The organism is Streptomyces sp. NPDC003697 (assembly GCF_053587115.1).
The window spans coordinates 1-18,764 of sequence record NZ_JBSFNN010000072.1 but is presented as its reverse complement, the minus strand read 5'-3'; the positions used below and the strand labels follow the sequence as shown (position 1 = coordinate 18,764).

Genomic DNA, 18,764 nt, shown 5'->3' with positions numbered 1-18,764 from the left:
GCTCCATTTCACAGTGGGCCTCCACGCAAGGCGCTGCTTTCTCAACAGACGTCGGTCCTCGTCATAGCCATTTCTGCTGAGATCTGTTCTCCACCGTTCGGCGTCTGCCCTTTCCCTTTCCCGTTTCCCGAACAGGAACTTGCCATGGCCACGACGGCATCGACCCGACGCCACTTCCTCACCCTTCTCGGTCTTTCGGCGGTGTCGGTGAGCTGCGGCACGACCGCGTCCGGGACACCGGCCGCCAAGGACCAGACCAAGACGCTGAGATACCAGGGCTGGGCCGGTCAGGTCACGCTGCCCGAACTGGCCGAGGATCTCGGCCATCTGGAGGACGTGAAGCTGAAGTGGGTCGGCAACACGATCAGCGGACCGCAGGACATCCAGTCCGCGGCCACCGGGCAGGTCGACTTCGGCGGCGCTTTCAACGGCGCGGTCGTCAAACTGGCCGCCAACAACGCCCCCATCAAGGCCGTCATCAGTTACTACGGCGCCGACAGGTACGCCTACAACGGCTTCTACGTCCTCAAGGACAGCCGGATCCGCTCGGCCCGGGACCTGATCGGCAAGAAGGTCGGGATGAACACCCTGGGAGCCCACTCCGAGGCCATGCTCGACATCTACCTTCAGCGGGGCGGTCTGTCCCAGGCGGACATCGGCAAGGTCGAGCCGCTCGTGGTGCCCCCGGTCAACACCGAGCAGTCCCTGCGCCAGAAGCAGATCGACGTGGCCGTACTCGGCGGCATCCTGCGCGACAAGGCCCTGGAGACCGGCGGCATCCGCCCACTGTTCACGGACTACCGACTGCTCGGCGCGTTCAGTGCCGGCACGTACGTGATGACGGACCGCTTCCTGAAGCAGAACCCCGACACGGCCCGGACCTTCGTCACCGCCGTGGGGCGGGCCATCGAGTGGTCCCGCTCCACTCCGCACGAAGAGGTCGTCGACCGGATGACGGAGATCGTGAAGAAGCGCGGCCGCAACGAGGACACCGCACCGCTGAAGTTCTGGCGGTCCTACGGCGTCGCGGAAACGGCGGGCCGGATCACCGGCAAGGAACTCCAGTTGTGGATCGACTGGCTGGCCGAGCGGGGCGACATCAAGAAGGGCCAGGTCACGCTGTCGGACCTCTACACCAATGAGTTCAACGCCTACAGGAAGTCCTCCGCCGCGGAGAGCGGGAGCTGATCCCATGCCGACACCCAAGATCGTGTTCGAGGACGTACGGAAGGACTTCACCGTCAAGGACCGCACGGGGGCCGGGCAGACCACCCGTTTCACGGCCCTCGACGGTATCGACCTGAAGATAGCGGACGGCGAGTTCGTCGTCCTGGTCGGTCCCAGCGGCTGCGGAAAGTCGACACTGCTGGAGCTGCTCGGTGGCCTCACCCAGCCCACTGACGGACGGATCCTGCTGGACGGCGCACCCGTCACCGGGCCGGGACTGGACCGGGGCATCGTCTTCCAGCAGTACGCGCTGCTGCCGTGGCGCACGGCGCAGGGCAACGTCGAGTTCGGACTGGAGGCCACCAGCGTCCCACGGCGCCAACGAGCCGCACGCGCCCGGCAGTTCCTGGACCTGGTCGGCCTGACCGGGTTCGAGGACCGCCATCCGCACGAGCTGTCGGGCGGGATGCGGCAGCGGGTGGCGATCGCCCGCAGCCTCGCCTACGACCCCGACGTCCTGCTGATGGACGAGCCGTTCGCCGCGCTGGACGCCCAGACCCGGGAGTCGCTCCAGGACGAACTGCTGCGCATCTGGCAGCGCACCGGCAAGACCGTCGTCTTCATCACCCACGGCATCGACGAGGCCGTCCACCTGGGACAGCGCGTCGCCGTCATGACGTCGAGGCCCGGCCGGATCAAGCAGATCGTGCCGGTCGCCCTCGGCTCCCGTACGGCGACGGACGACCTCCGCTCCAGTCCCGAGTTCGCACGGCACCGCCACGAGATCTGGTCGCTGCTGCACGACGAGGTGGCCAGGGCCCAGCAGTTGGAGATGGAGGAGGCCTCCGTATGAGCTCCACGACCGGCACGACCGCAGAGAAGGCCGACGCGACCCACGCGACCACCACGACCGACGCGGCGAACACGACGGGAAAAGTCCAGGCACCTTCCCTCCTCACCGAGCCCGCCGAGTCCGCCACGTGCCCTGAGGCCGGCACATCCACCGCGCCCCTGCCCGGCGCCTCATCACCCTCGGACGCGCGCCGGGCTCCCTCCCTCATGGCCCGTCTCCGCCGGACAGCGCTGCGGACGGTCCGCCGGCTGCCGTACCTGCTGCTGAAGGGAGCGACCAAGTCCGCGGCCATCGTGGCCCTGCTCCTGCTGTGGGAGATCGCGCCACGAGCCGGTCTGGTGGACCGGACCTTCCTGCCGCCGCTCAGCGAGGTTGCCGACGCCTGGTGGGGACTCGCCGCAGACGGTCAGCTCGCCGACAACGCGCGTGCCAGCCTGGCGCGTTCGTTCAGCGGATTCGGTATCGCCGTTGCCGTCGCCGTACCGCTCGGGCTGCTGATCGGCTGGTACCGGCCGGTCGCCGACCTCCTCGGACCGCTGCTGGAGGTGTTCCGCAACACCGCGGCGCTGGCCCTGCTGCCGGTGTTCGTACTGCTGTTGGGCATCGGCGAGACCTCGAAGATCTCCATCGTGGTGTACGCATGCACCTGGCCGATCCTGCTCAACACCATCAGCGCTGTCCGCCACGTCGATCCGACCCTGTTGAAGCTGGCGAAGTCGATGGACCTGTCCGCGCCCCGGCTGTTCCAGAAGGTCATCCTGCCGGCGTCGGTGCCGGTGATGTTCACCGGCATCCGGCTGGCCGGAGCGGTGTCGATCCTGGTGCTGGTCGCCGCCGAGATGATCGGTGCCAAGGCGGGCCTCGGCTACCTGATCAATACCTCGCAGTACAACTTCGCGATCCCGGAGATGTACGCGGGCGTCATCACGATCTCCGCCATCGGCGTGGCCTTCAACCAGTTCCTGGTGACCGTCGAGCGACGGCTCAGCTCCTGGCGCGTACCCGCGGGCGGCTGACCTGCCCGTCAACGCCCCTCCCCGCTCCGCCCTCTCCCCCTCCCCCTGTCAGCCGCTCCTCTCGCTGCCCCCGATCCGAGGAACCCATGACCGCGCCCAGACCCCGTCAGCCGCACCTCAACGCCTTTCCGATGAACGCGGGCCACCACGACGCCGCCCGGCGCCACTCCCGAACCCAGCCCGAACGCGACACCGACCTGCGCTACTTCCGGCAGCTCGCGCGGACCGCCGAGCGCGGCCTGCTCATCGCCCGCCCCGGCGCCGGACGCGGCCACCGCGTCGAGGCGGACTCGCGGGCGGTCTGGAAGATCATGCCGCCCCATCCGCTGGGCGGCCTGGAGGACTTCGTCGACCCCCTCGTACCGATCCTGCGGCGGCGCGGGCTGTTCCGCACCGAGTGCACCGGCCGCACCCTGAGCGAGAACTACGGCCTGGGCCGCCCCGCCAACCGGCCGGCCGCGACAGCCGCGGGAGAGGAAGTGGCCGTATGACCGGTCTCGACCTCACCACGGACGTCCTGGTGGTCGGTGGCGGCCCCGCCGCCACCTGGGCCGCGCTCAAGGCGGCCCAGGACGGGGCGGACGTGGCCCTCGCCGACAAGGGCTACTGCGGCACCAGCGGCGCCACCGCCTCGGCCGGAACGGGCGTCTGGTACGTCCCCCCGGAGACCACCGCGCGGGAGGCGGCCATGGCGAGCAGGGAGGGACTCGGCGGATACCTGGCCGACCGGCGCTGGATGGCCCGGGTCCTGGACCAGACATACGCCGGGATGAACGAGCTCGCGGCGGCGGGGCGCTACCCGTTCCCGACCGGGCCCGACGGCAAACAGCTCAGGAACGGCCTCCAGGGGCCGGAGTACATGCGCAGGCGGCGGCGATGGCAGCACACGCCCGCTGGATGTACGCGGCCGCACTGGCCCGCACCGAGACCCGCGGTATGGCCAAGCGGCTCGACTTCCCGGCACAGGACCCCGGTCAGCACCACCGCATCACGACGGGCGGTCTGGACCGGGTGTGGACCCGCGTCGAGCCCCTGACGGACGCGTCGGCCACGCCAGCCGCAGCCCTGGAGGTGGCGTCATGATCGAACTGGTCTCGGCGGGACGCTGCATCGCCTGCGACAAGTGCATCAAGGTCTGCCCGACCGATGTCTTCGACCGAGGCGAGGACGGCATCCCGGTACTCGCCCGCCGCGACGACTGCCAGACCTGCTTCCAGTGCGAGGCGAACTGCCCGGCCGACGCCCTGTTCGTCGCACCCCTGACCCACCCGCTGCCCGACGACTCCACCGCCCGCGACGAGGGCCACCTGGACCGTACGGGGCTGCTCGGCAGCTACCGCCGGCACATCGGCTGGGACGAGGCCGCACCCCCGGCGCGCTACGGGCCGTCGGCCCTCCCCTCAGCCCGCCAGGGTCCCAGGGAACCTCCCTGCCCATCACCTCCTGACGACCTCAAGACTGATCGCCCCTCGAAAGGACACCCGCGCATGACCACCAGCACCGCCTTCGGCATCCGCAGGATCGGCGGCCGTATCGGCGCCGAAATCCTCGGCGTGGATCTTTCCACCGACCTCGCCCCCGCCGTCGTCACCGAGATCAACTCCGCGCTCCTGGAACACAAAGCGCTCGTCTTCCGCAACCAGGACCTGGACGACGCGGGCCAGCTCCGCTTCGCCTCCCTCTTCGGTGAGCTGACCACCGCGCATCCGACGGTCCCCTCCGTCGACGGCCAGCCGAACATCCTGCCGGTCGACGGCGACGAGGGGATCCGCGCCAACCAATGGCACACGGACGTCACCTTCGTCCGTACGCCCCCGAAGGCGTCCACGCTGCGCAGCATCGTGGTCCCGCCCTACGGCGGCCACACCCTCGTCGCCAACTCGGCCGCCGCCTACCGGGATCTGCCCGAGCCGCTGCGCGAGCTGGCGGACAAGCTGTGGGCGGTGCACACCAACGACTACGACTACGCCGCCCCGAAGAGCGAGAAAGCGGCCGAGCACCGCAGGCGGTTCGTCTCCCGGAAGTACCGCACCGCCCACCCGGTCGTCCGCGTCCACCCCGAGACCGGGGAGCGCGGGCTGTTCATCGGCGGCTTCGCCCAGAGCATCGTGGGCCTCGGCCCGTCCGACTCCCGCGACCTGCTGCGCATCTTCCAGTCGTACGTCACGCGTCCCGAGAACATCGTGCGCGTGGCCTGGACGCCCGGCGACCTCGTCCTGTTCGACAACCGCATCACCCAGCACTACGCCCCCGACGACTACGGCGACCTGCCGCGCCTGCTGCACCGGGTGACCGTCGCGGGCGACGTCCCGGCCGGTGTCGACGGCACCCTCAGCCACGTGATCGAGGGAGACGACGCCGCCCACTACACCCCGGCCGCGGCCTGAGCACCGCATCCGCTGCGGGCAGACCGCCGGGCAGGGGCATCGGCTCCCGCCCGGCGGTCTGCCCGTAGCCGATGACGCCGAGGTCATACGGGATAATGGACGCATGCGGATCTCAGCCAGAGCGGACTACGCGGTACGTGCCGCACTGCAGCTCGCCGCGTCACGCGATGACGGACCACTGAAGGCCGAGGCCATCGCCGACGCCCAGGACATCCCGCACAAGTTCCTCGAAGGCATCCTGAACGACATGCGCCGGGGCGGTCTCGTGCTCAGCCAGCGCGGCGGCAACGGCGGCTACCGGCTGGCCAAGCCCGCCGAGTCGATCAGCATCGCCGACGTCATCCGCGTCGTGGAGGGCCCCCTGGTCTCGGTACGCGGCGTCCGCCCGACCGAGCTGTCCTACACCGGCCCCGCCGAGTCACTGCTCCCCCTGTGGATCGCGTTGCGGTCCAACGTGCGCGAGATCCTTGAGGGCGTGTCGCTCGCCGACGTCGCATCGGCCCAACTGCCCGCCGACGTAGCCGCATTGACCGACACCCCGAAAGCCTGGGTAAACCCCTGACACGCTGGGCCGTCGAACGAACATCCCAGAGACCGAGATGATCTCGTCCATCATATGAACACCCCCTTGGGGTGAACGCCGCCTTCTGCCACGATCCCTATCAACCAGGTGGGAAAACTAGGGATCGATCCGTTGGGGGGCGGCCATGAGAACGCGGAACCGCGCGGACCTGTCGCTCCCCCTGCTGACCTCGCGCCGCCACATCGACCTCGGCCGCACGTCCAGCGCCATCTGTCGGCTCGCCTGAGGCCGCCGACAGAAGATGCTTCGGTCGGCAGCGTCACCCGCGCCCGCCCACCCCGCACAGCTCCGCTCCCGGATCCGCGACGGCATTCCCGCCGCCGACGGCCGGCGAACAAGGCGCAGGCGCATGCCCATGAGCTGTGCGCCTCGCGCTTTCGCATCTCCCTGATCAGCCCATTCCCCGAGAGGACACCTCCGTGTCTGCCGCAAGACCGCTCACCGCCCTGCGCACCATCGCCGTCGTAGCAGCGCTCCCCCTCCTGCTCACCGCATGCGGCTACGGATCCGACGCCACCGACGACCACAAGCAGACCGAGGTCGCGGCGGACGCCAAGAAGCTCTCCGCCGACGAGGTGAAGATCGGCTACTTCCCCAACCTCACGCACGCCACCGCTCTGGTGGGCGTCCAGGAAGGGCTGCTCCAGAAGGAGCTCGGCGGCACCAAGATCAAGGCCTCGACCTTCAACGCCGGCCCCTCCGAGATCGAGGCGCTCAACGCCGGCTCCATCGACATCGGCTGGATCGGCCCCTCTCCCGCCGTCAACGGCTACACCAAGTCGAACGGCAAGAATCTGCGCATCATCGGCGGTTCCGCCTCCGGCGGCGTGAAGCTCGTCGTCAACCCGAAGAAGATCAAGTCCCTGGACGACGTCAAGGGCAAGAAGATCGCCACACCGCAGCTCGGCAACACCCAGGACGTCGCGTTCCTCAACTGGATCGCGGAAAAGGGCTGGAAGGTCGACGCGGAGAGCGGCAAGGGCGATGTCTCCGTCGTCCGCACGGACAACAAGATCACCCCGGACGCCTACAAGTCCGGTTCCGTCGACGGAGCCTGGGTGCCGGAGCCGACCGCTTCCAAGCTGGTCGCCGAGGGCGCGAAGGTGATCCTCGACGAGGCCGACCTGTGGCCCGGCAAGAAGTTCGTGATCACGAACATCATCGTGTCGCAGAGCTTCCTCAAGGATCACCCGGACGTCGTGGAGGCCGTGCTGCGCGGCTCGGTGAAGACCAACGCGTGGATCAACGCCAACCCGGACAAGGCCAAGGCGTCAGCCAACGCGGCACTGAAGGAAGAGTCCGGCAAGGCCCTGCCCGCCGAGGTCATCGACCCGGCCTGGAAGTCCATCACCTTCCTCGACGACCCGCTGGCCTCGACCCTCGACACCGAGGCGGAGCACGCGGTGAAGGCCGGTCTGCTGGAGAAGCCCGACCTGAAGGGCATCTACGACCTCGCACCGCTCAACAAGGTCCTCAGGGCCGAGGGCAAGGACGAGGCCGACGACGCCGGTCTTGGCGCCGAGTAGCCGAACAGCTGACACACGGCAACCGCCCCGATGAGTACCCAGGAGGTGACGACCATGGCCACCACGGTCGCCAAGGCTGTCCAGGACGCCACGGCGGTGACGCACGCCGCCCGGATCGAGCACGTCTCGAAGTCCTTCCCCGCGCCGGGCGCGCCCGGCGGGCAGCAGCTCGTGCTGGACGACATCACGCTCGATGTCGCACCGGGCGAGTTCGTCACCCTCCTGGGGGCCTCCGGCTGCGGCAAGTCCACCTTGCTCAACCTGGTCGCGGGGCTGGACCTGCCGTCCGCCGGCTCGATCGGCACAGACGGCCGGCCCGCCCTGATGTTCCAGGAACACGCCCTGTTCCCGTGGCTGACCGCGGGCAGGAACGTCGAACTCGCGCTGAAACTGCGCGGCGTCGCCAAACCGGAGCGCCGCGCCGAGGCGGAACGGCTGCTGGATCTCGTACGGCTGCAGGGCGCGCACGGCAAGCGGGTGCACGAACTGTCGGGCGGTATGCGCCAGCGCGTCGCACTGGCCCGCGCGCTGGCCCAGGGCAGCCGGCTGCTGCTGATGGACGAACCGTTCGCCGCGCTGGACGCCATCACCCGTGACGTCCTGCACGACGAACTGACCCGCATCTGGCACGAGACGGGAGTGTCGGTGCTGTTCGTGACGCACAACGTGCGGGAGGCGGTGAAGCTGGCGCAGCGCGTGGTGCTGCTGTCCTCGCGGCCGGGCCGGATCGCCCGGGAATGGACCGTCGGCATCCCGCAGCCGCGCCGCATCGAGGACAGCGCGGTCGCCGAGCTGTCCGTCGAAATCACCGAAGAACTGCGCAGGGAGATCCGCCGCCATGGCCAGCACTGACATCGGCACCGACGCCAGCAAGGCCGGCTCATCGGCAGCCGGGGAGCCCCAGGAAACGCAGGACACGCAAGCTCTGGCGGGGCTGGAGGCCGGACTCGACGCACTGGAATCGGTACAGGCCGGCCGTACACCGCTGCGCGAGACGCTGATACGCAAAGCACTGCCGCCCATCACCGCCGTCGCGCTGGTGCTGGTGGTCTGGCAGCTGCTGGTGTGGGCCGAGGTCGCCCCCGACTACAAGCTCCCCTCACCGTCCGCGGTGTGGGACGAGGTGACCGACGCCTGGCGGCAGGGCACGCTCGTCGACTACATCTGGACATCCGTCTCACGCGGCCTGCTCGGCTTCCTGATGGCACTCGCCATCGGTACGCCGCTCGGCCTGCTGGTCGCCCGGGTGAAATTCGTCAGGGCGGCCATCGGCCCCATCCTGTCCGGACTGCAGTCGCTGCCGTCCGTGGCCTGGGTGCCGCCCGCCGTGCTCTGGCTGGGCCTGAACAACTCGATGATGTACGCCGTGATCCTGCTCGGCGCGGTCCCCTCCGTCGCCAACGGCCTCGTCGCGGGCATCGACCAGATCCCCCCGCTGTTCCTGCGCGCCGGACGCACCCTGGGCGCGACCGGCCTGCGCGGCGCCTGGCACATCGTGATGCCGGGCGCGCTCCCCGGCTACCTCGCCGGACTGAAGCAGGGCTGGGCATTCTCCTGGCGATCGCTGATGGCCGCCGAGATCATCGCCTCCTCGCCCGATCTGGGCGTCGGACTCGGCCAGTTGCTGGAGAACGGGCGCAACAACGCCAGCATCTCGCAGGTGTTCCTGGCCATCTTCCTGATCCTGCTCGTCGGCATCGCCATCGACCTGCTGATCTTCAGCCCTCTGGAGCGGCGGGTGCTGCGCGGCCGGGGCCTGCTGGTCACCCGCTGAGCGACGGAGGGCAAGTAACCGACGCTCCGCCGCACATGCGCCGTGGGCAAGTGCAAGTGCTCAACTGGCAGCCGTTCGACCTGCGAGAACGCAGAGCGGCAGACGAGTCGGGCTGTACGCCGGGTTCTGTTCCGGCGGGTCCTCGCGGGCCCGCCGGCGACGGCCATCCATCTAGGACCGGCGTTGCCGCCGGCCTCGTGCGGTCTACCCGCGGACTCGGGCGGGCAGCCCTCGAACGTCCGCGCAGAGCGCTTTTCACGGCGCTCCTCTTGACCTTGCTCCGGGTGGGGTTTACCTAGCCGCCTGAGTCACCTCAGGCGCTGGTGGTCTCTTACACCACCGTTTCACCCTTACCGGGGACCGAGGTCCCCGGCGGTCTGCTTTCTGTTGCACTGTCCCGCGGGTCACCCCGGGTGGCCGTTAGCCACCACCCTGCCCTGTGGAGCCCGGACGTTCCTCGGGGAGCACCCCGTGAGGGGCCCTCCACGCGGCCGTCCGCCCGGCTCGTCTGCCGTGTCGCCCATGGTACCCGCCGGGGGGCGGTCTTTCGTTCCCTCGCGTTGGCCAGGACCGACCCGGTGAGGATCAGGACGAAGGCGGCCAGGACCGTGGCGGTCGGGGCCTCGTCCAGGATGAGCGCGCCGGCCGCCACCGCGATCGCCGGATTGACGTAGGTGATCACGGAGGCGCGGATCGGGCCACCTTCCTTGATCAGTTCCAGGAAGGCGACGAAGGCCACGGCCGTACAGACGACTCCGAGGGCGGCCAGGGCGGCGAGGGTCTTGGGCATCGGCAGGGCCGCCGGGCGGGTCGCGGCCGCCGCGGGGGCGTAGACGAGGGCGGCCAGGGCCAGGCAGGGCGTGATCAGGTGCAGCGTCGGGACGTCCTTGAGGTGGCGGTCGGCTATCAGCGGGGCCGTCGCGTAACCGACGACCGTGACCAGGACCTCCGCGAGGGAGAGGGCGTCACCGCCGGTCAGGTGGGGGACGGTGAGGACGCCCACGCCGCCGAGTCCGAGGGCGAGGCCCGTGACCCGGCGGGCGCCCAGCGACTCCGCCGTGCCGAAGGAGCGGGACAGCAGGACGCCGACGATCGGTACGCCCGCGATCAGCAGGCCGGCCGTGGAGCTGGAGAGGTGGCGTTCGGCGTCGGTCAGGGTGTACCAGGGGCCGACGATCTCGATGACCGCGAACGCCAGCATCGGCTTCCAGCGCGTCCGCAGGTTCCGGGCGAGGCCGGCTCGGCGCAGGGCGAAGGGAAGCAGGAGGAGCGCGCCGACGGCGCAGCGGGTGAACACCACCACCGACGGGGACACCTCGTCCACCGCCACTTTGATCATCAGATAGGGGATGCCCCAGACCACTCCCATCAGGGAGAACAGGAACCAGCCGCGTGCAGTCATGCGGTGAGTGTCGACCGGCTCAGCGTGCGGCGTCTTGAACGCTGTTGCGGTACACCGCAGGGCTCACCCCGAGCACGCGGCGGAACCAGCGGGTGAGGTGCGCCTGGTCGGCGAAGCCGACGAGGACGGCCGCTTCAGCCGGCCGCAGTCCGGCGTCCAGGAGGGCGCGGGCTCGGGTCACACGGTACTGGGCGAGCCACGCGTACGGCGGCACGCCCATCGTCTTGCGGAACGCGCGGAGCAGCTGGTAGCGGGAGAGGCCGAGGTCGGCGGCCAGGTCGGCCAGGGAGGGCGGGGCGAGGAGTTCGTCGGCGAGGCGGTCGCGGACGGCGAGGGCGACGACTCCGGCGCCGGGGACGGTGTCGTCGCCGGGGCGGGAGGTGGAGTGGCGGCGGGCGAGGGCGGCAAGCAGCCAGGGCAGGCGCGACTCCGCCTCCAGCGGGTCGGGGTGGGCGCTGAGATCGGTGTGCGTGCGGCACAGGGCGGCGGCCAGGTCCGGGTCGTGCAGGACGGGTTCGGGGAAGTGCGGGAGACCGGCGGCCGCGGTGCCGTCGGCGAGGAGGGCGGGGGTGGCGTAGAGGGCGCGGTACGCGTAGCCCTCGGGGGCGGCGGGGCCGCCGGTGTGCATCTCGCCCGGTTCCAGGACGACGATCGAGCCGGGGCCGGACACGATGCGTCCGCCACGGTAGGCGATGACCTCGAGGCCGCCGACGGTGACTCCGACCGTGTACTCGTCGTGCGCGTGGGGAGCGTACTCGTGCCGGTCGAAGCGGGCGGTGAGCAGGTCCAGCGCGGGGCCGCACCGCCCCAGTCGCGCCCTGGTCCAGCGGGCCTGCTCCCGTACGCTCCTCACCTCGCTCCCACCCCCGGCTCCCAGGGGATCAGAGGAAGTCGGCGGTGTCCAGGTCGAAGGCGAAGGGCTCGGGCAGGGCGATGGGCTTGCCCAGGGGGCGGGTGCGGCGCTCCCGGTACTCGTCCTGCTCCGGGTCGCCGAGCAGTGTGATCGAGGAGGTTTCGCGGTCGACGAGGAGGTGCAGGGGGATGCCACCACGGGCGTAGCAGCGGCGCTTGGCCTCGCGGTCCGCCTGCGGCTTGGTGGAGGTCACCTCCACCACCATGGCGACGCCGTCGCACGGCATCCAGGGGCCGGCTCCCCGGTAGAGACGCAGCGCCGTGGGCGCGAAGGTGCCGTTCGGAATGACGTGGTTCTTCGGGCAGGCTCCGCCGCTCCTCAGCTTCAGGCCCTTGTTCCCGGAGAACTGCATGTCGGTCCGGGACCGTCTGATCACCTGCGTCACGATCAGCCCGATGTAGTCCTCGTGGTCCCCGTCCGTCGGCGGCGTCACGACGATCTCCCCTTCGATCAGCTCCGCCCGGAAACCCTCCGGGGTGTCCAGTGCGAGGAACCCCTCCAGCAGGACGTCCGCCTGCGAGATCGGCTCATGGGCCATGGCGGTCACGTCACGCCCCTCCTTCGGTCGCTCGCCAGGCTGGGCCATCGGATGATCACCTGTCCGTGGGATCGGGAACCGTCCCCTCGATCGGGGCGCAGAAGGCGACCGCGGTCGGGCGGCACGACGCACGCTTGACCCTGTCGCGGCGTCAACGTTTCTACTGAGGCCATGCGGATCGGAGAACTCGCCGCCGTCGTCGGTGTCACCACCCGGGCGGTACGGCACTACCACCACCTGGGGCTGCTGCCGGAACCGGAGCGGCTGGGCAACGGGTACCGGGACTACACCCTGCGGCACGCCGTCGTGCTCGCCCGGATCAGGCGGCTGACCGAGCTGGGGCTCGGGCTCGCCGAGGTGCGGGACGTGCTCGCGGACGAGGCCGGCAAGGACCTCGCCGAGGTGCTGACGGAGCTGGACGAGGACCTGGCGCGGCAGGAGGAGGCGATCCGCGAGCGGCGGGCGCGGCTGCGGGCGTTGCTGGAGTCGGAGGCCAGGACGGTCGCCGAGGGCCCGGTCTCACCGGAACTGGCCGCGCTCTTCCGCGCCACCGCCCACCTGTCCGACTCCCCCATGGCCGCCAAGGACCGCGAGATGCTCGCGCTCATCGAGACCTCAGCGTCGCCCGAGGAACGGGAACGGCTGATGGGACTGCTGGGCGGGATGGTCGGGGCGCCGGGCGGGACGGAGCGGGCCGTGACCGCGTACCGCCTGCTCGACGCCCTCGCCGATGCCGGCTCGGACGATCCGCGGGTGGAGGAGGCGGCCCGCGCCCTCGCGGAGTGCGTGCCCGCCGAGCTGGTTCCGGAGGGGGTGGTCCTCGACGGGAGCGACAGCTTCCTGCGGGCCTTCTACGCCGACTTCACCCCCGCTCAGGCCGAGGCGATCCGCCGGACGCTGCGGATCGTGACGGAGGGCCGGTCGTGACAGTGGAACGGGCGGCGCGTGCGGGAGCGGGCGGCGGCTGGAGAGCCGGCCGTGAGCGGAGAATCCGCCGCCGTGAGCGCGGAGACCGTGGCACCGCGAGGGCGGGGCGAAGGGCGGGGCAGATGGTGAAGGCGGCGCGGGTGGGCTGGACGCTGGTGCGGCACGAGGCGCGGCTGATGGCGAGTCTGGGGCTGTGGCTGGCGCGGCGCACGCACGGCGCCCGCGACGGTACGGCTTACGGGTACGCGCGCGGCCAGGGCGCCGTGATGTTCGGATTCGCTTTCGTGTGCGGGCTGGAGACGGTCGCGATGTCCGTGCTGCTGAGCGGCTGGCCGGCCGTGCACGCGGTGGTGCTCTTCCTGGACGTCTACACCATCGTCTTCGTCGTCGCGCTGCACGCCGCGTTCGTCGTACGGCCGCACGTCCTAGAGCCGGGCGGGCTGCGGGTCCGCCGGGCCGTCCACGTGGACCTGCGGATACCGCGGGAGCGGATCGCGTCGGTCCGGCGTGAGCTGCGGATGACGCACGAGAAGGCGGAGGGCGAGCTGGATCTCGCCGTCGGCTCGCAGACGACCGTGACGGTGGAGCTGACCGGGCCGGTCACGCATCTGTCCTTCTTCGGGCGCCCCCGTGAGGTGCGCGTGGTCCGTTTCCACGCCGAGGACGCCGACGGGCTCGTCCGTGCCTTGGTCACCGCGGGACAGAGACCGCTGTAGCCCCTCGCTCCGGTGACACGGTGTCACCGCTGTCGGGCGGCCGAACGGGCACCGCACGTGTCGGGCAGGGACGGGCAGAGCGGGCGGATGCCCGCGAGCGGTACCGGCGGCCTCGCCGCGCACCGGCAGTGGGCGGGCGTGCCTCCCGCGCACCCGGCCATCCTGCGCCGCGCGCTCACCTTCCGGACCCGGCTGCATGGTGTCCTGTCCTGGAGCCGACGGTCACTTCACGGGCCTGGGCTTCGGCCCGGCCCTGCTCCACGGGCACCGAGCCGGAGGGTCCGACCCACGCCGTACCCTGACAGGCGAGCTCTACCCAAGGAGTACGTGTGCTTGTCCTGCTGCCGCCGTCCGAAGGCAAGGCCGCGTCCGGCCGCGGTGCCGCGCTGGACCTCGGGTCGCTGTCGCTGCCCGGGCTGACGGCCGCCAGGGAGACCGTCCTCGACGAGTTGGTGGACCTGTGCGCCGGTGACGAGGACAAGGCGCGCGAGGTGCTGGGACTGAGCGAGGGACTGCGCGGCGAGGTCGCCAAGAACGCGGAGCTGCGGACCGCGGGGGCGCGGCCCGCCGGGGAGATCTACACCGGTGTGCTCTACGACGCCCTGGGCCTGGCCTCCCTGGACGCGGCCGCCAGGAGGCGGGCCGCGCGTTCCCTGCTGGTCTTCTCGGGGCTGTGGGGCGCGGTCCGGGTGACCGACCGGATCCCCTCCTACCGGTGTTCCATGGGCGTGAGGCTGCCCGGGCTCGGCGCGCTGGGGGCGTACTGGCGCACCCCCATGGCCGCGGTGCTGCCGGAGGCGGCGGGCGACGGCCTGGTACTGGACCTGCGGTCCTCCGCGTACGCGGCCGCGTGGCGGCCGAAGGGCGAGCTCGCGTCCCGGACGGCGACCGTGCGGGTGCTGCACGCGCAGGTCGTGGACGGTGTGGAGAAGCGGTCGGTGGTGAGCCACTTCAACAAGGCGACGAAGGGGCGGATCGTGCGCGCCCTGCTGACGGAGGGTGCGGCTCCGGCGGATCCGGCGGAGCTGGTGGAGGCGCTGCGCGACCTCGGTCACGTGGTGGAGGCGGAACCGCCCGCGAGGGCGGGCCGGCCGTGGGCGCTCGACGTGGTGGTGACGGAGATCCACTGACGCGGCTCCTGAGCGGGATCCCGTCGTTGCACGCTGCGCAACGATCTTTGCGCGGGGCGCATGCCGTCGGCACGATGAGGGCCATGACCCCACCGCCGCCGTCCGGTCCGCCCGCCCCGGTCCTGTCCGTCCTGGATCTCGCGCCCGTCGTGCCCGTCGTCGTCCTCGACGACGCGGCCGACGCCGTGCCGCTGGCGCGGGCCCTGGTGGCCGGCGGGCTGCCCGCGGTCGAGGTCACCCTGCGGACGCCCGCCGCGCTGGACGCGATCCGGGCGATCGCCGGTGCGGTGCCGGACGCGGTGGTCGGCGCGGGCACCGTCCTCGACCCGGCGCAGGTGACGGCGTGCGCGGCCGCCGGGGCGCGGTTCCTGGTGAGCCCGGGCTGGACCGACCGGCTGCTGGCGGCGATGCGGGCGTCCGGGATGCCGTTCCTGCCCGGGGTGTCGACCGCCTCGGAGGTCGTGGCGCTGCTGGAGCGGGGCGTGTGCGAGATGAAGTTCTTCCCGGCCCGGGCCGCCGGCGGTACGGCCTATCTGAAGTCGCTGGCCGGGCCGCTGCCCCGCGCCCGCTTCTGCCCGACGGGGGGCATCGGGCCCGAGGACGCCCCCGAGTACCTGGCCCTGCCCAACGTCGGCTGTGTGGGCGGGACGTGGATGGTGCCGCCGGACGCCGTGGCCGCCGGCGACTGGGAGCGGATCGAGTCTCTCGCGCGTGAGGCCGCTGCGCTCGGGCGGCGCGCCTGACGGTTCGTCAGCCCCGGGAGGACACGGCGCCCGCACCGGCCGGGGCGGGCGCCCGACGGCACCCGGCCCCCGGCGTTCCGCCTCGCGGCGAGCGCTTCGATGTCCCGTACCTCACCTCAGGTGCGACGTGTCGTTGAGCAGCCGCACGCTGGCGTTGCCGTCGCTGTAGTACGCCACCGCCGACAGCGAGGCCGCCGACAGCTCCATGCGGAACAGCGACTCCGGCGGGGCGCCGAGGGCGAGGCGGACGAGCGTCTTGATCGGGGTGACGTGGGTGACGATCAGCACCGTGCGGCCCGCGTGGGCCGCGACCAGCTTGTCGCGGGTGGCGGCGATCCGGGTACCGGTGGCCGCGAAGCTCTCGCCGCCGCCGGTGGGCTGGGCGTCGGGGGAGGCCAGCCAGGCGGCGAGGTCGTCCGGGTACCGCTCGCTCACCTCGCCGAAGGTGAGCCCCTCCCAGGCGCCGAAGTCGGTTTCGCGCAGGCCGTCGTCGACGGTGACGTCGAGCCCGAGGCGGGCGGCGACGGTGTCCGCGGTCTCGCGGGCACGGGCGAGCGGGGACGACACCACGGCCTGGATCGTGCCGCGCCGCGCGAGGGCCGCCGCGGCCCGCTGGGCCTGCTCGCGGCCCACCGCGGAGAGGGACGGGTCGGTGCCACCGCTGCCGGAGAACCGCTTCTGCGGGGTCAGCGGGGTCTCACCGTGCCGCAGGAGGACGAACGTGGCGGGCGCCCCGAGGTCCGCGGGAGCCCAGCCGGGCGTGGCGACCACGCGCGCCGCCCGCGCGTCGGCACCGGCGCCCGCGTCGTCGCGCGGCGCGGCAGCCGGGGCAGCGGCGGCGGACGGCGCGGGCGCCGGTGCCGACGCGGGCGCCCACCGTTCGCCGCGCCCGCCGGCGTCCATCGCCTCGTTGGCCAGGCGGTCGGCCCGCTTGTTCCGCTCGCGCGGGATCCACTCGTACGTCACCCGCTCGGGCGGGAACACCCGGGCCGCCTCGGCGGCGAGCGGCTTGAGGTCGGGGTGCTTGATCCTCCAGCGGCCCGACATCTGCTCGACGACCAGCTTGGAGTCCATGCGGACGTGGACCGCGGCCGCCGGGACCAGCGCGTGCGCGGCGCGAAGACCGGCCAGCAGACCCCGGTACTCGGCCACGTTGTTGGTGGCGACGCCGAGGTACTCCGCGGCTTCGGCGAGGGTCTCCCCCGTCGCCGCGTCGACCACGACCGCCCCGTAGCCGGCGGGCCCCGGGTTGCCCCGCGACCCGCCGTCGGCCTCGACGATGAACTCCCGCACGTCGTCCGCCCCTTACTGCTACAGGCCGGACTCGGCGGTGCGCACCAGGATGCGGCGGCAGTTCTCGCAGCGCACGACCGTGTCGGGCGCGGCCGAACGGATCTCGTTGAGCTCGGTGATGGCGAGTTCCTGGCGGCAGCCCTGGCAGGTGCGCTGGTGGAGCTCGGCGGCGCCGATGCCGCCCGGCTGCGCCCGCAGCTTGTCGTAGAGCTTGAGCAGGTCGGCGGGGACGGAGGCGGCGACGACCTCGCGCTCCTTCGTCACCGAGGCGGCCTCGCCGTCGATCTCCTCGAAGGCGGCGTCCCGGCGCCCGGTGGCGTCGTCGATCCTCGCCTGGACGGAGCCGACGCGCTCGGTCAGTTCGGCCACCCGCTCCTGCGTGGACTCACGGCGCTCCATCACCTCCAGGACGACGTCCTCGAGGTCGCCCTGCCGCTTGGCGAGGGAGGTGATCTCGTGCTGCAGGTTGGCCAGGTCCTTCGGCGAGGTGACCGCGCCCGAGTCGAGGCGCTGCTGGTCGCGGGCGGCGCGCTGGCGCACCTGGTCCACGTCCTGCTCGGCCTTGGTCTGCTCGCGGGCGCAGTCGCTCTCCTCGGTCTGCGCGGCCACCAGGAGGTCGCGCAGCTGCGCGAGGTCCTTGGTCAGCGACTCGATCTCGGCGTGCTCGGGAAGGGACTTGCGCCGGTGCGCGAGCTGCTGCAGGCGGACGTCGAGGGCCTGGACGTCGAGGAGTCGGATCTGGTCGGCGGGCGCGGCGTTCAGTTGGGGGCTCCCAGGGTTTCTGTGGCGGGTTTCGGGGTGGACGCCGCGTGGGCGGTCCAGGGATCGGTGACCGTCGTGGAGACGTGGACGCGAAGGCCCCATCCGTGCCGGTCGGAGATCTCGTCGAGCTGGGCTGCCGCCAGCTCGCACCAGGGCCACTCGGTGGCCCAGTGCGCCGCGTCGAGCAGCGCGAGGGGACCGTGGGCGCGGTCCTGCGTGAACTCGGACGCCGGATGGTGGCGCAGGTCCGCGGTGAGGTACGCGTCGACGCCCGCGGCCCGTACGGCGTCGAAGAGGCTGTCGCCGGAGCCGCCGCTGACGGCGACCCTGCGGACGACGGCGTCCGGGTCGCCCGCGACGCGGACGCCCTGCGCGGTGGCCGGCAGCCGCTCGGCGGCGCGGCCGGCCAGTTCACGCACGGTCAGCGGGTGGTCCAGTTCGCAGACCCGGCCGAGGCCGCGGCGCCCGGCGGGGTCGCCGGGGTCGGCGACCAGGGGGCCGACGACCCTGAGGTCCAGCGCACCGGCGAGGGCGTCGCTGACGCCGGGGTCGGCCTGGTCGGCGTTGGTGTGGGCGACGTGCAGGGCGATGTCGTTCTTGATGAGCGTGTGCACCACGCGGCCCTTGAAGGTGGAGGCCGCGACCGTGGTCGTCCCGCGCAGGTAGAGCGGGTGGTGGGTGACCAGCAGGTCGGCGCCGAGCTGCACGGCCTCGTCGACGGTCTCCTGCACGGGGTCGACGGCGAACAGGACCCGGGTGACGTCCTGGCCGGGGGCGCCGACGACGGTGCCGACCGCGTCCCAGGACTCGGCCCGTTCGGCGGGCCACAGGGTCTCCAGCGCGGCGATGACTTCAGACAGACGGGGCACGAGTGCAAGGCTACCTGGCTGTTTCCCACGGCTGAACCGGCGCGGTGCGCGGGGCCGGGCGGCCGGGAACCCCGTCCCTCCGGAAGCACACGGCCGAGCCCGCACCCGTGGCCCGGCCTCAGAAGCCGTCCTCGTCGAGGAACTCCGTGTCCTCGCCCTCTTGCT

20 protein-coding genes, 1 other RNA gene and 2 pseudogenes are annotated in these 18,764 nt (G+C 71.7%); 16 read left to right on the top strand and 7 right to left on the bottom strand.

What is annotated here, in order from left to right:
* The first annotated feature begins 144 nt into the window (after window positions 1-144).
* The 12 genes and pseudogenes from ACWDNY_RS24115 (at window position 145) to ACWDNY_RS24060 (ending at window position 9,306) form a co-directional block, all read left to right on the top strand.
* On the top strand, window positions 145-1,188 hold the full coding sequence (locus ACWDNY_RS24115; protein ID WP_451647881.1) for an ABC transporter substrate-binding protein: 1,044 nt from the start codon (window positions 145-147) through the stop codon (window positions 1,186-1,188).
* Between the two features lie 4 nt (window positions 1,189-1,192).
* On the top strand, window positions 1,193-2,020 hold the full coding sequence (locus ACWDNY_RS24110; RefSeq protein WP_451647880.1) for an ABC transporter ATP-binding protein: 828 nt from the start codon (window positions 1,193-1,195) through the stop codon (window positions 2,018-2,020).
* Window positions 2,017-3,036 (top strand): ABC transporter permease, encoded by a 1,020-nt coding sequence (locus tag ACWDNY_RS24105; protein WP_451647879.1) that lies wholly within the window; start codon window positions 2,017-2,019, stop codon window positions 3,034-3,036. Before ACWDNY_RS24110 ends, ACWDNY_RS24105 begins: the two co-directional genes overlap by 4 nt.
* 86 nt (window positions 3,037-3,122) lie before the next feature.
* Window positions 3,123-3,527 carry a hypothetical protein gene (locus tag ACWDNY_RS24100; protein ID WP_451647878.1) on the top strand — a complete coding sequence of 135 codons (405 nt, stop codon included), beginning with the start codon at window positions 3,123-3,125 and terminating at the stop codon, window positions 3,525-3,527.
* A complete protein-coding gene (locus tag ACWDNY_RS24095) occupies window positions 3,524-4,072 on the top strand; it encodes an FAD-dependent oxidoreductase (protein WP_451647877.1) in 549 nt (182 codons plus the stop codon). Before ACWDNY_RS24100 ends, ACWDNY_RS24095 begins: the two co-directional genes overlap by 4 nt.
* Before the next feature lie 43 nt (window positions 4,073-4,115).
* Window positions 4,116-4,220, top strand: a pseudogene (locus ACWDNY_RS24090) (4Fe-4S dicluster domain-containing protein); the annotation flags it as partial.
* 303 nt (window positions 4,221-4,523) lie between these two features.
* A complete protein-coding gene (locus ACWDNY_RS24085; protein ID WP_451647898.1) occupies window positions 4,524-5,423 on the top strand; it encodes a TauD/TfdA dioxygenase family protein in 900 nt (299 codons plus the stop codon).
* Window positions 5,424-5,526: 103 nt separating this feature from the next.
* The gene (locus tag ACWDNY_RS24080; RefSeq protein ID WP_451647876.1) at window positions 5,527-5,985 is read left to right on the top strand and encodes an RrF2 family transcriptional regulator; all 459 of its coding nucleotides are present in this window, start codon (window positions 5,527-5,529) and stop codon (window positions 5,983-5,985) included.
* Window positions 5,986-6,130: 145 nt separating this feature from the next.
* A complete protein-coding gene (locus ACWDNY_RS24075) occupies window positions 6,131-6,232 on the top strand; it encodes a putative leader peptide (RefSeq protein ID WP_451647875.1) in 102 nt (33 codons plus the stop codon).
* A 193-nt stretch (window positions 6,233-6,425) separates the two neighbouring features.
* Window positions 6,426-7,532: an aliphatic sulfonate ABC transporter substrate-binding protein gene (locus ACWDNY_RS24070; RefSeq protein ID WP_451647874.1), complete on the top strand. Its 1,107-nt coding sequence runs from the start codon at window positions 6,426-6,428 to the stop codon at window positions 7,530-7,532.
* Window positions 7,533-7,586: 54 nt separating this feature from the next.
* Entirely contained in the window at window positions 7,587-8,384 is a 798-nt protein-coding gene (locus tag ACWDNY_RS24065) for an ABC transporter ATP-binding protein (RefSeq protein WP_451647897.1), read from the top strand.
* Window positions 8,371-9,306 carry an ABC transporter permease gene (locus ACWDNY_RS24060; protein WP_451647873.1) on the top strand — a complete coding sequence of 312 codons (936 nt, stop codon included), beginning with the start codon at window positions 8,371-8,373 and terminating at the stop codon, window positions 9,304-9,306. The genes ACWDNY_RS24065 and ACWDNY_RS24060 overlap by 14 nt, the downstream gene beginning before the upstream one ends.
* Window positions 9,307-9,405: 99 nt before the next feature.
* On the opposite strand, the gene rnpB is transcribed toward ACWDNY_RS24060, so the two are convergent.
* The 4 genes and pseudogenes from rnpB to ACWDNY_RS24040 form a co-directional block, all read right to left on the bottom strand.
* An RNA gene (gene rnpB / locus ACWDNY_RS24055) (RNase P RNA component class A) lies at window positions 9,406-9,813 on the bottom strand.
* Window positions 9,814-9,925: 112 nt separating this feature from the next.
* A pseudogene (locus tag ACWDNY_RS24050) lies at window positions 9,926-10,645 on the bottom strand (DMT family transporter); the annotation flags it as partial.
* A gap of 82 nt (window positions 10,646-10,727) precedes the next feature.
* The gene (locus ACWDNY_RS24045) at window positions 10,728-11,561 is read right to left on the bottom strand and encodes an AraC family transcriptional regulator (RefSeq protein WP_451647872.1); all 834 of its coding nucleotides are present in this window, start codon (window positions 11,559-11,561) and stop codon (window positions 10,728-10,730) included.
* Window positions 11,562-11,589: 28 nt separating this feature from the next.
* On the bottom strand, window positions 11,590-12,159 hold the full coding sequence (locus ACWDNY_RS24040) for a Uma2 family endonuclease (RefSeq protein WP_451647896.1): 570 nt from the start codon (window positions 12,157-12,159) through the stop codon (window positions 11,590-11,592).
* 171 nt (window positions 12,160-12,330) lie between these two features.
* On the opposite strand from ACWDNY_RS24040, the gene ACWDNY_RS24035 reads away from it, so the two are divergent.
* From ACWDNY_RS24035 to eda, 4 genes are all read left to right on the top strand, one after another.
* Entirely contained in the window at window positions 12,331-13,086 is a 756-nt protein-coding gene (locus ACWDNY_RS24035; RefSeq protein ID WP_451647871.1) for a MerR family transcriptional regulator, read from the top strand.
* Between the two features lie 122 nt (window positions 13,087-13,208).
* Window positions 13,209-13,802 carry a hypothetical protein gene (locus ACWDNY_RS24030; protein ID WP_451647870.1) on the top strand — a complete coding sequence of 198 codons (594 nt, stop codon included), beginning with the start codon at window positions 13,209-13,211 and terminating at the stop codon, window positions 13,800-13,802.
* A 329-nt stretch (window positions 13,803-14,131) separates the two neighbouring features.
* Window positions 14,132-14,932, top strand: coding sequence for a peroxide stress protein YaaA (yaaA, locus tag ACWDNY_RS24025; protein ID WP_451647868.1), 801 nt, complete (start codon window positions 14,132-14,134; stop codon window positions 14,930-14,932).
* Window positions 14,933-15,015: 83 nt separating this feature from the next.
* A complete protein-coding gene (gene eda, locus ACWDNY_RS24020; protein WP_451647867.1) occupies window positions 15,016-15,675 on the top strand; it encodes a bifunctional 4-hydroxy-2-oxoglutarate aldolase/2-dehydro-3-deoxy-phosphogluconate aldolase in 660 nt (219 codons plus the stop codon).
* Between the two features lie 111 nt (window positions 15,676-15,786).
* On the opposite strand, the gene ACWDNY_RS24015 is transcribed toward eda, so the two are convergent.
* Genes ACWDNY_RS24015 through ACWDNY_RS24005 form a run of 3 tightly spaced genes read right to left on the bottom strand, consistent with a single transcriptional unit; the run spans window position 15,787 to window position 18,599 of the window.
* The gene (locus tag ACWDNY_RS24015; RefSeq protein WP_451647866.1) at window positions 15,787-16,968 is read right to left on the bottom strand and encodes a bifunctional RNase H/acid phosphatase; all 1,182 of its coding nucleotides are present in this window, start codon (window positions 16,966-16,968) and stop codon (window positions 15,787-15,789) included.
* 18 nt (window positions 16,969-16,986) lie between these two features.
* On the bottom strand, window positions 16,987-17,730 hold the full coding sequence (locus tag ACWDNY_RS24010; protein WP_451647895.1) for a zinc ribbon domain-containing protein: 744 nt from the start codon (window positions 17,728-17,730) through the stop codon (window positions 16,987-16,989).
* Window positions 17,727-18,599, bottom strand: a complete 873-nt coding sequence (locus tag ACWDNY_RS24005; protein ID WP_451647865.1) for a Nif3-like dinuclear metal center hexameric protein — start codon at window positions 18,597-18,599, stop codon at window positions 17,727-17,729. Before ACWDNY_RS24005 ends, ACWDNY_RS24010 begins: the two co-directional genes overlap by 4 nt.
* Window positions 18,600-18,764 lie beyond the last annotated feature (165 nt).

What these genes read in the sequence shown, in the direction of transcription:
- ACWDNY_RS24115 (WP_451647881.1), top strand. Translation starts at nt 145, where the DNA reads ATGGCCACGACGGCATCGACCCGACGCCACTTCCTCACCCTTCTCGGT.
- ACWDNY_RS24110 (WP_451647880.1), top strand. Translation starts at nt 1,193, where the DNA reads ATGCCGACACCCAAGATCGTGTTCGAGGACGTACGGAAGGACTTCACC.
- ACWDNY_RS24105 (WP_451647879.1), top strand. Translation starts at nt 2,017, where the DNA reads ATGAGCTCCACGACCGGCACGACCGCAGAGAAGGCCGACGCGACCCAC.
- ACWDNY_RS24100 (WP_451647878.1), top strand. Translation starts at nt 3,123, where the DNA reads ATGACCGCGCCCAGACCCCGTCAGCCGCACCTCAACGCCTTTCCGATG.
- ACWDNY_RS24095 (WP_451647877.1), top strand. Translation starts at nt 3,524, where the DNA reads ATGACCGGTCTCGACCTCACCACGGACGTCCTGGTGGTCGGTGGCGGC.
- ACWDNY_RS24085 (WP_451647898.1), top strand. Translation starts at nt 4,524, where the DNA reads ATGACCACCAGCACCGCCTTCGGCATCCGCAGGATCGGCGGCCGTATC.
- ACWDNY_RS24080 (WP_451647876.1), top strand. Translation starts at nt 5,527, where the DNA reads ATGCGGATCTCAGCCAGAGCGGACTACGCGGTACGTGCCGCACTGCAG.
- ACWDNY_RS24075 (WP_451647875.1), top strand. Translation starts at nt 6,131, where the DNA reads ATGAGAACGCGGAACCGCGCGGACCTGTCGCTCCCCCTGCTGACCTCG.
- ACWDNY_RS24065 (WP_451647897.1), top strand. Translation starts at nt 7,587, where the DNA reads ATGGCCACCACGGTCGCCAAGGCTGTCCAGGACGCCACGGCGGTGACG.
- ACWDNY_RS24060 (WP_451647873.1), top strand. Translation starts at nt 8,371, where the DNA reads ATGGCCAGCACTGACATCGGCACCGACGCCAGCAAGGCCGGCTCATCG.
- ACWDNY_RS24040 (WP_451647896.1), bottom strand. Translation starts at nt 12,159, where the DNA reads ATGGCCCATGAGCCGATCTCGCAGGCGGACGTCCTGCTGGAGGGGTTC.
- ACWDNY_RS24035 (WP_451647871.1), top strand. Translation starts at nt 12,331, where the DNA reads ATGCGGATCGGAGAACTCGCCGCCGTCGTCGGTGTCACCACCCGGGCG.
- ACWDNY_RS24030 (WP_451647870.1), top strand. Translation starts at nt 13,209, where the DNA reads ATGGTGAAGGCGGCGCGGGTGGGCTGGACGCTGGTGCGGCACGAGGCG.
- eda (WP_451647867.1), top strand. Translation starts at nt 15,016, where the DNA reads ATGACCCCACCGCCGCCGTCCGGTCCGCCCGCCCCGGTCCTGTCCGTC.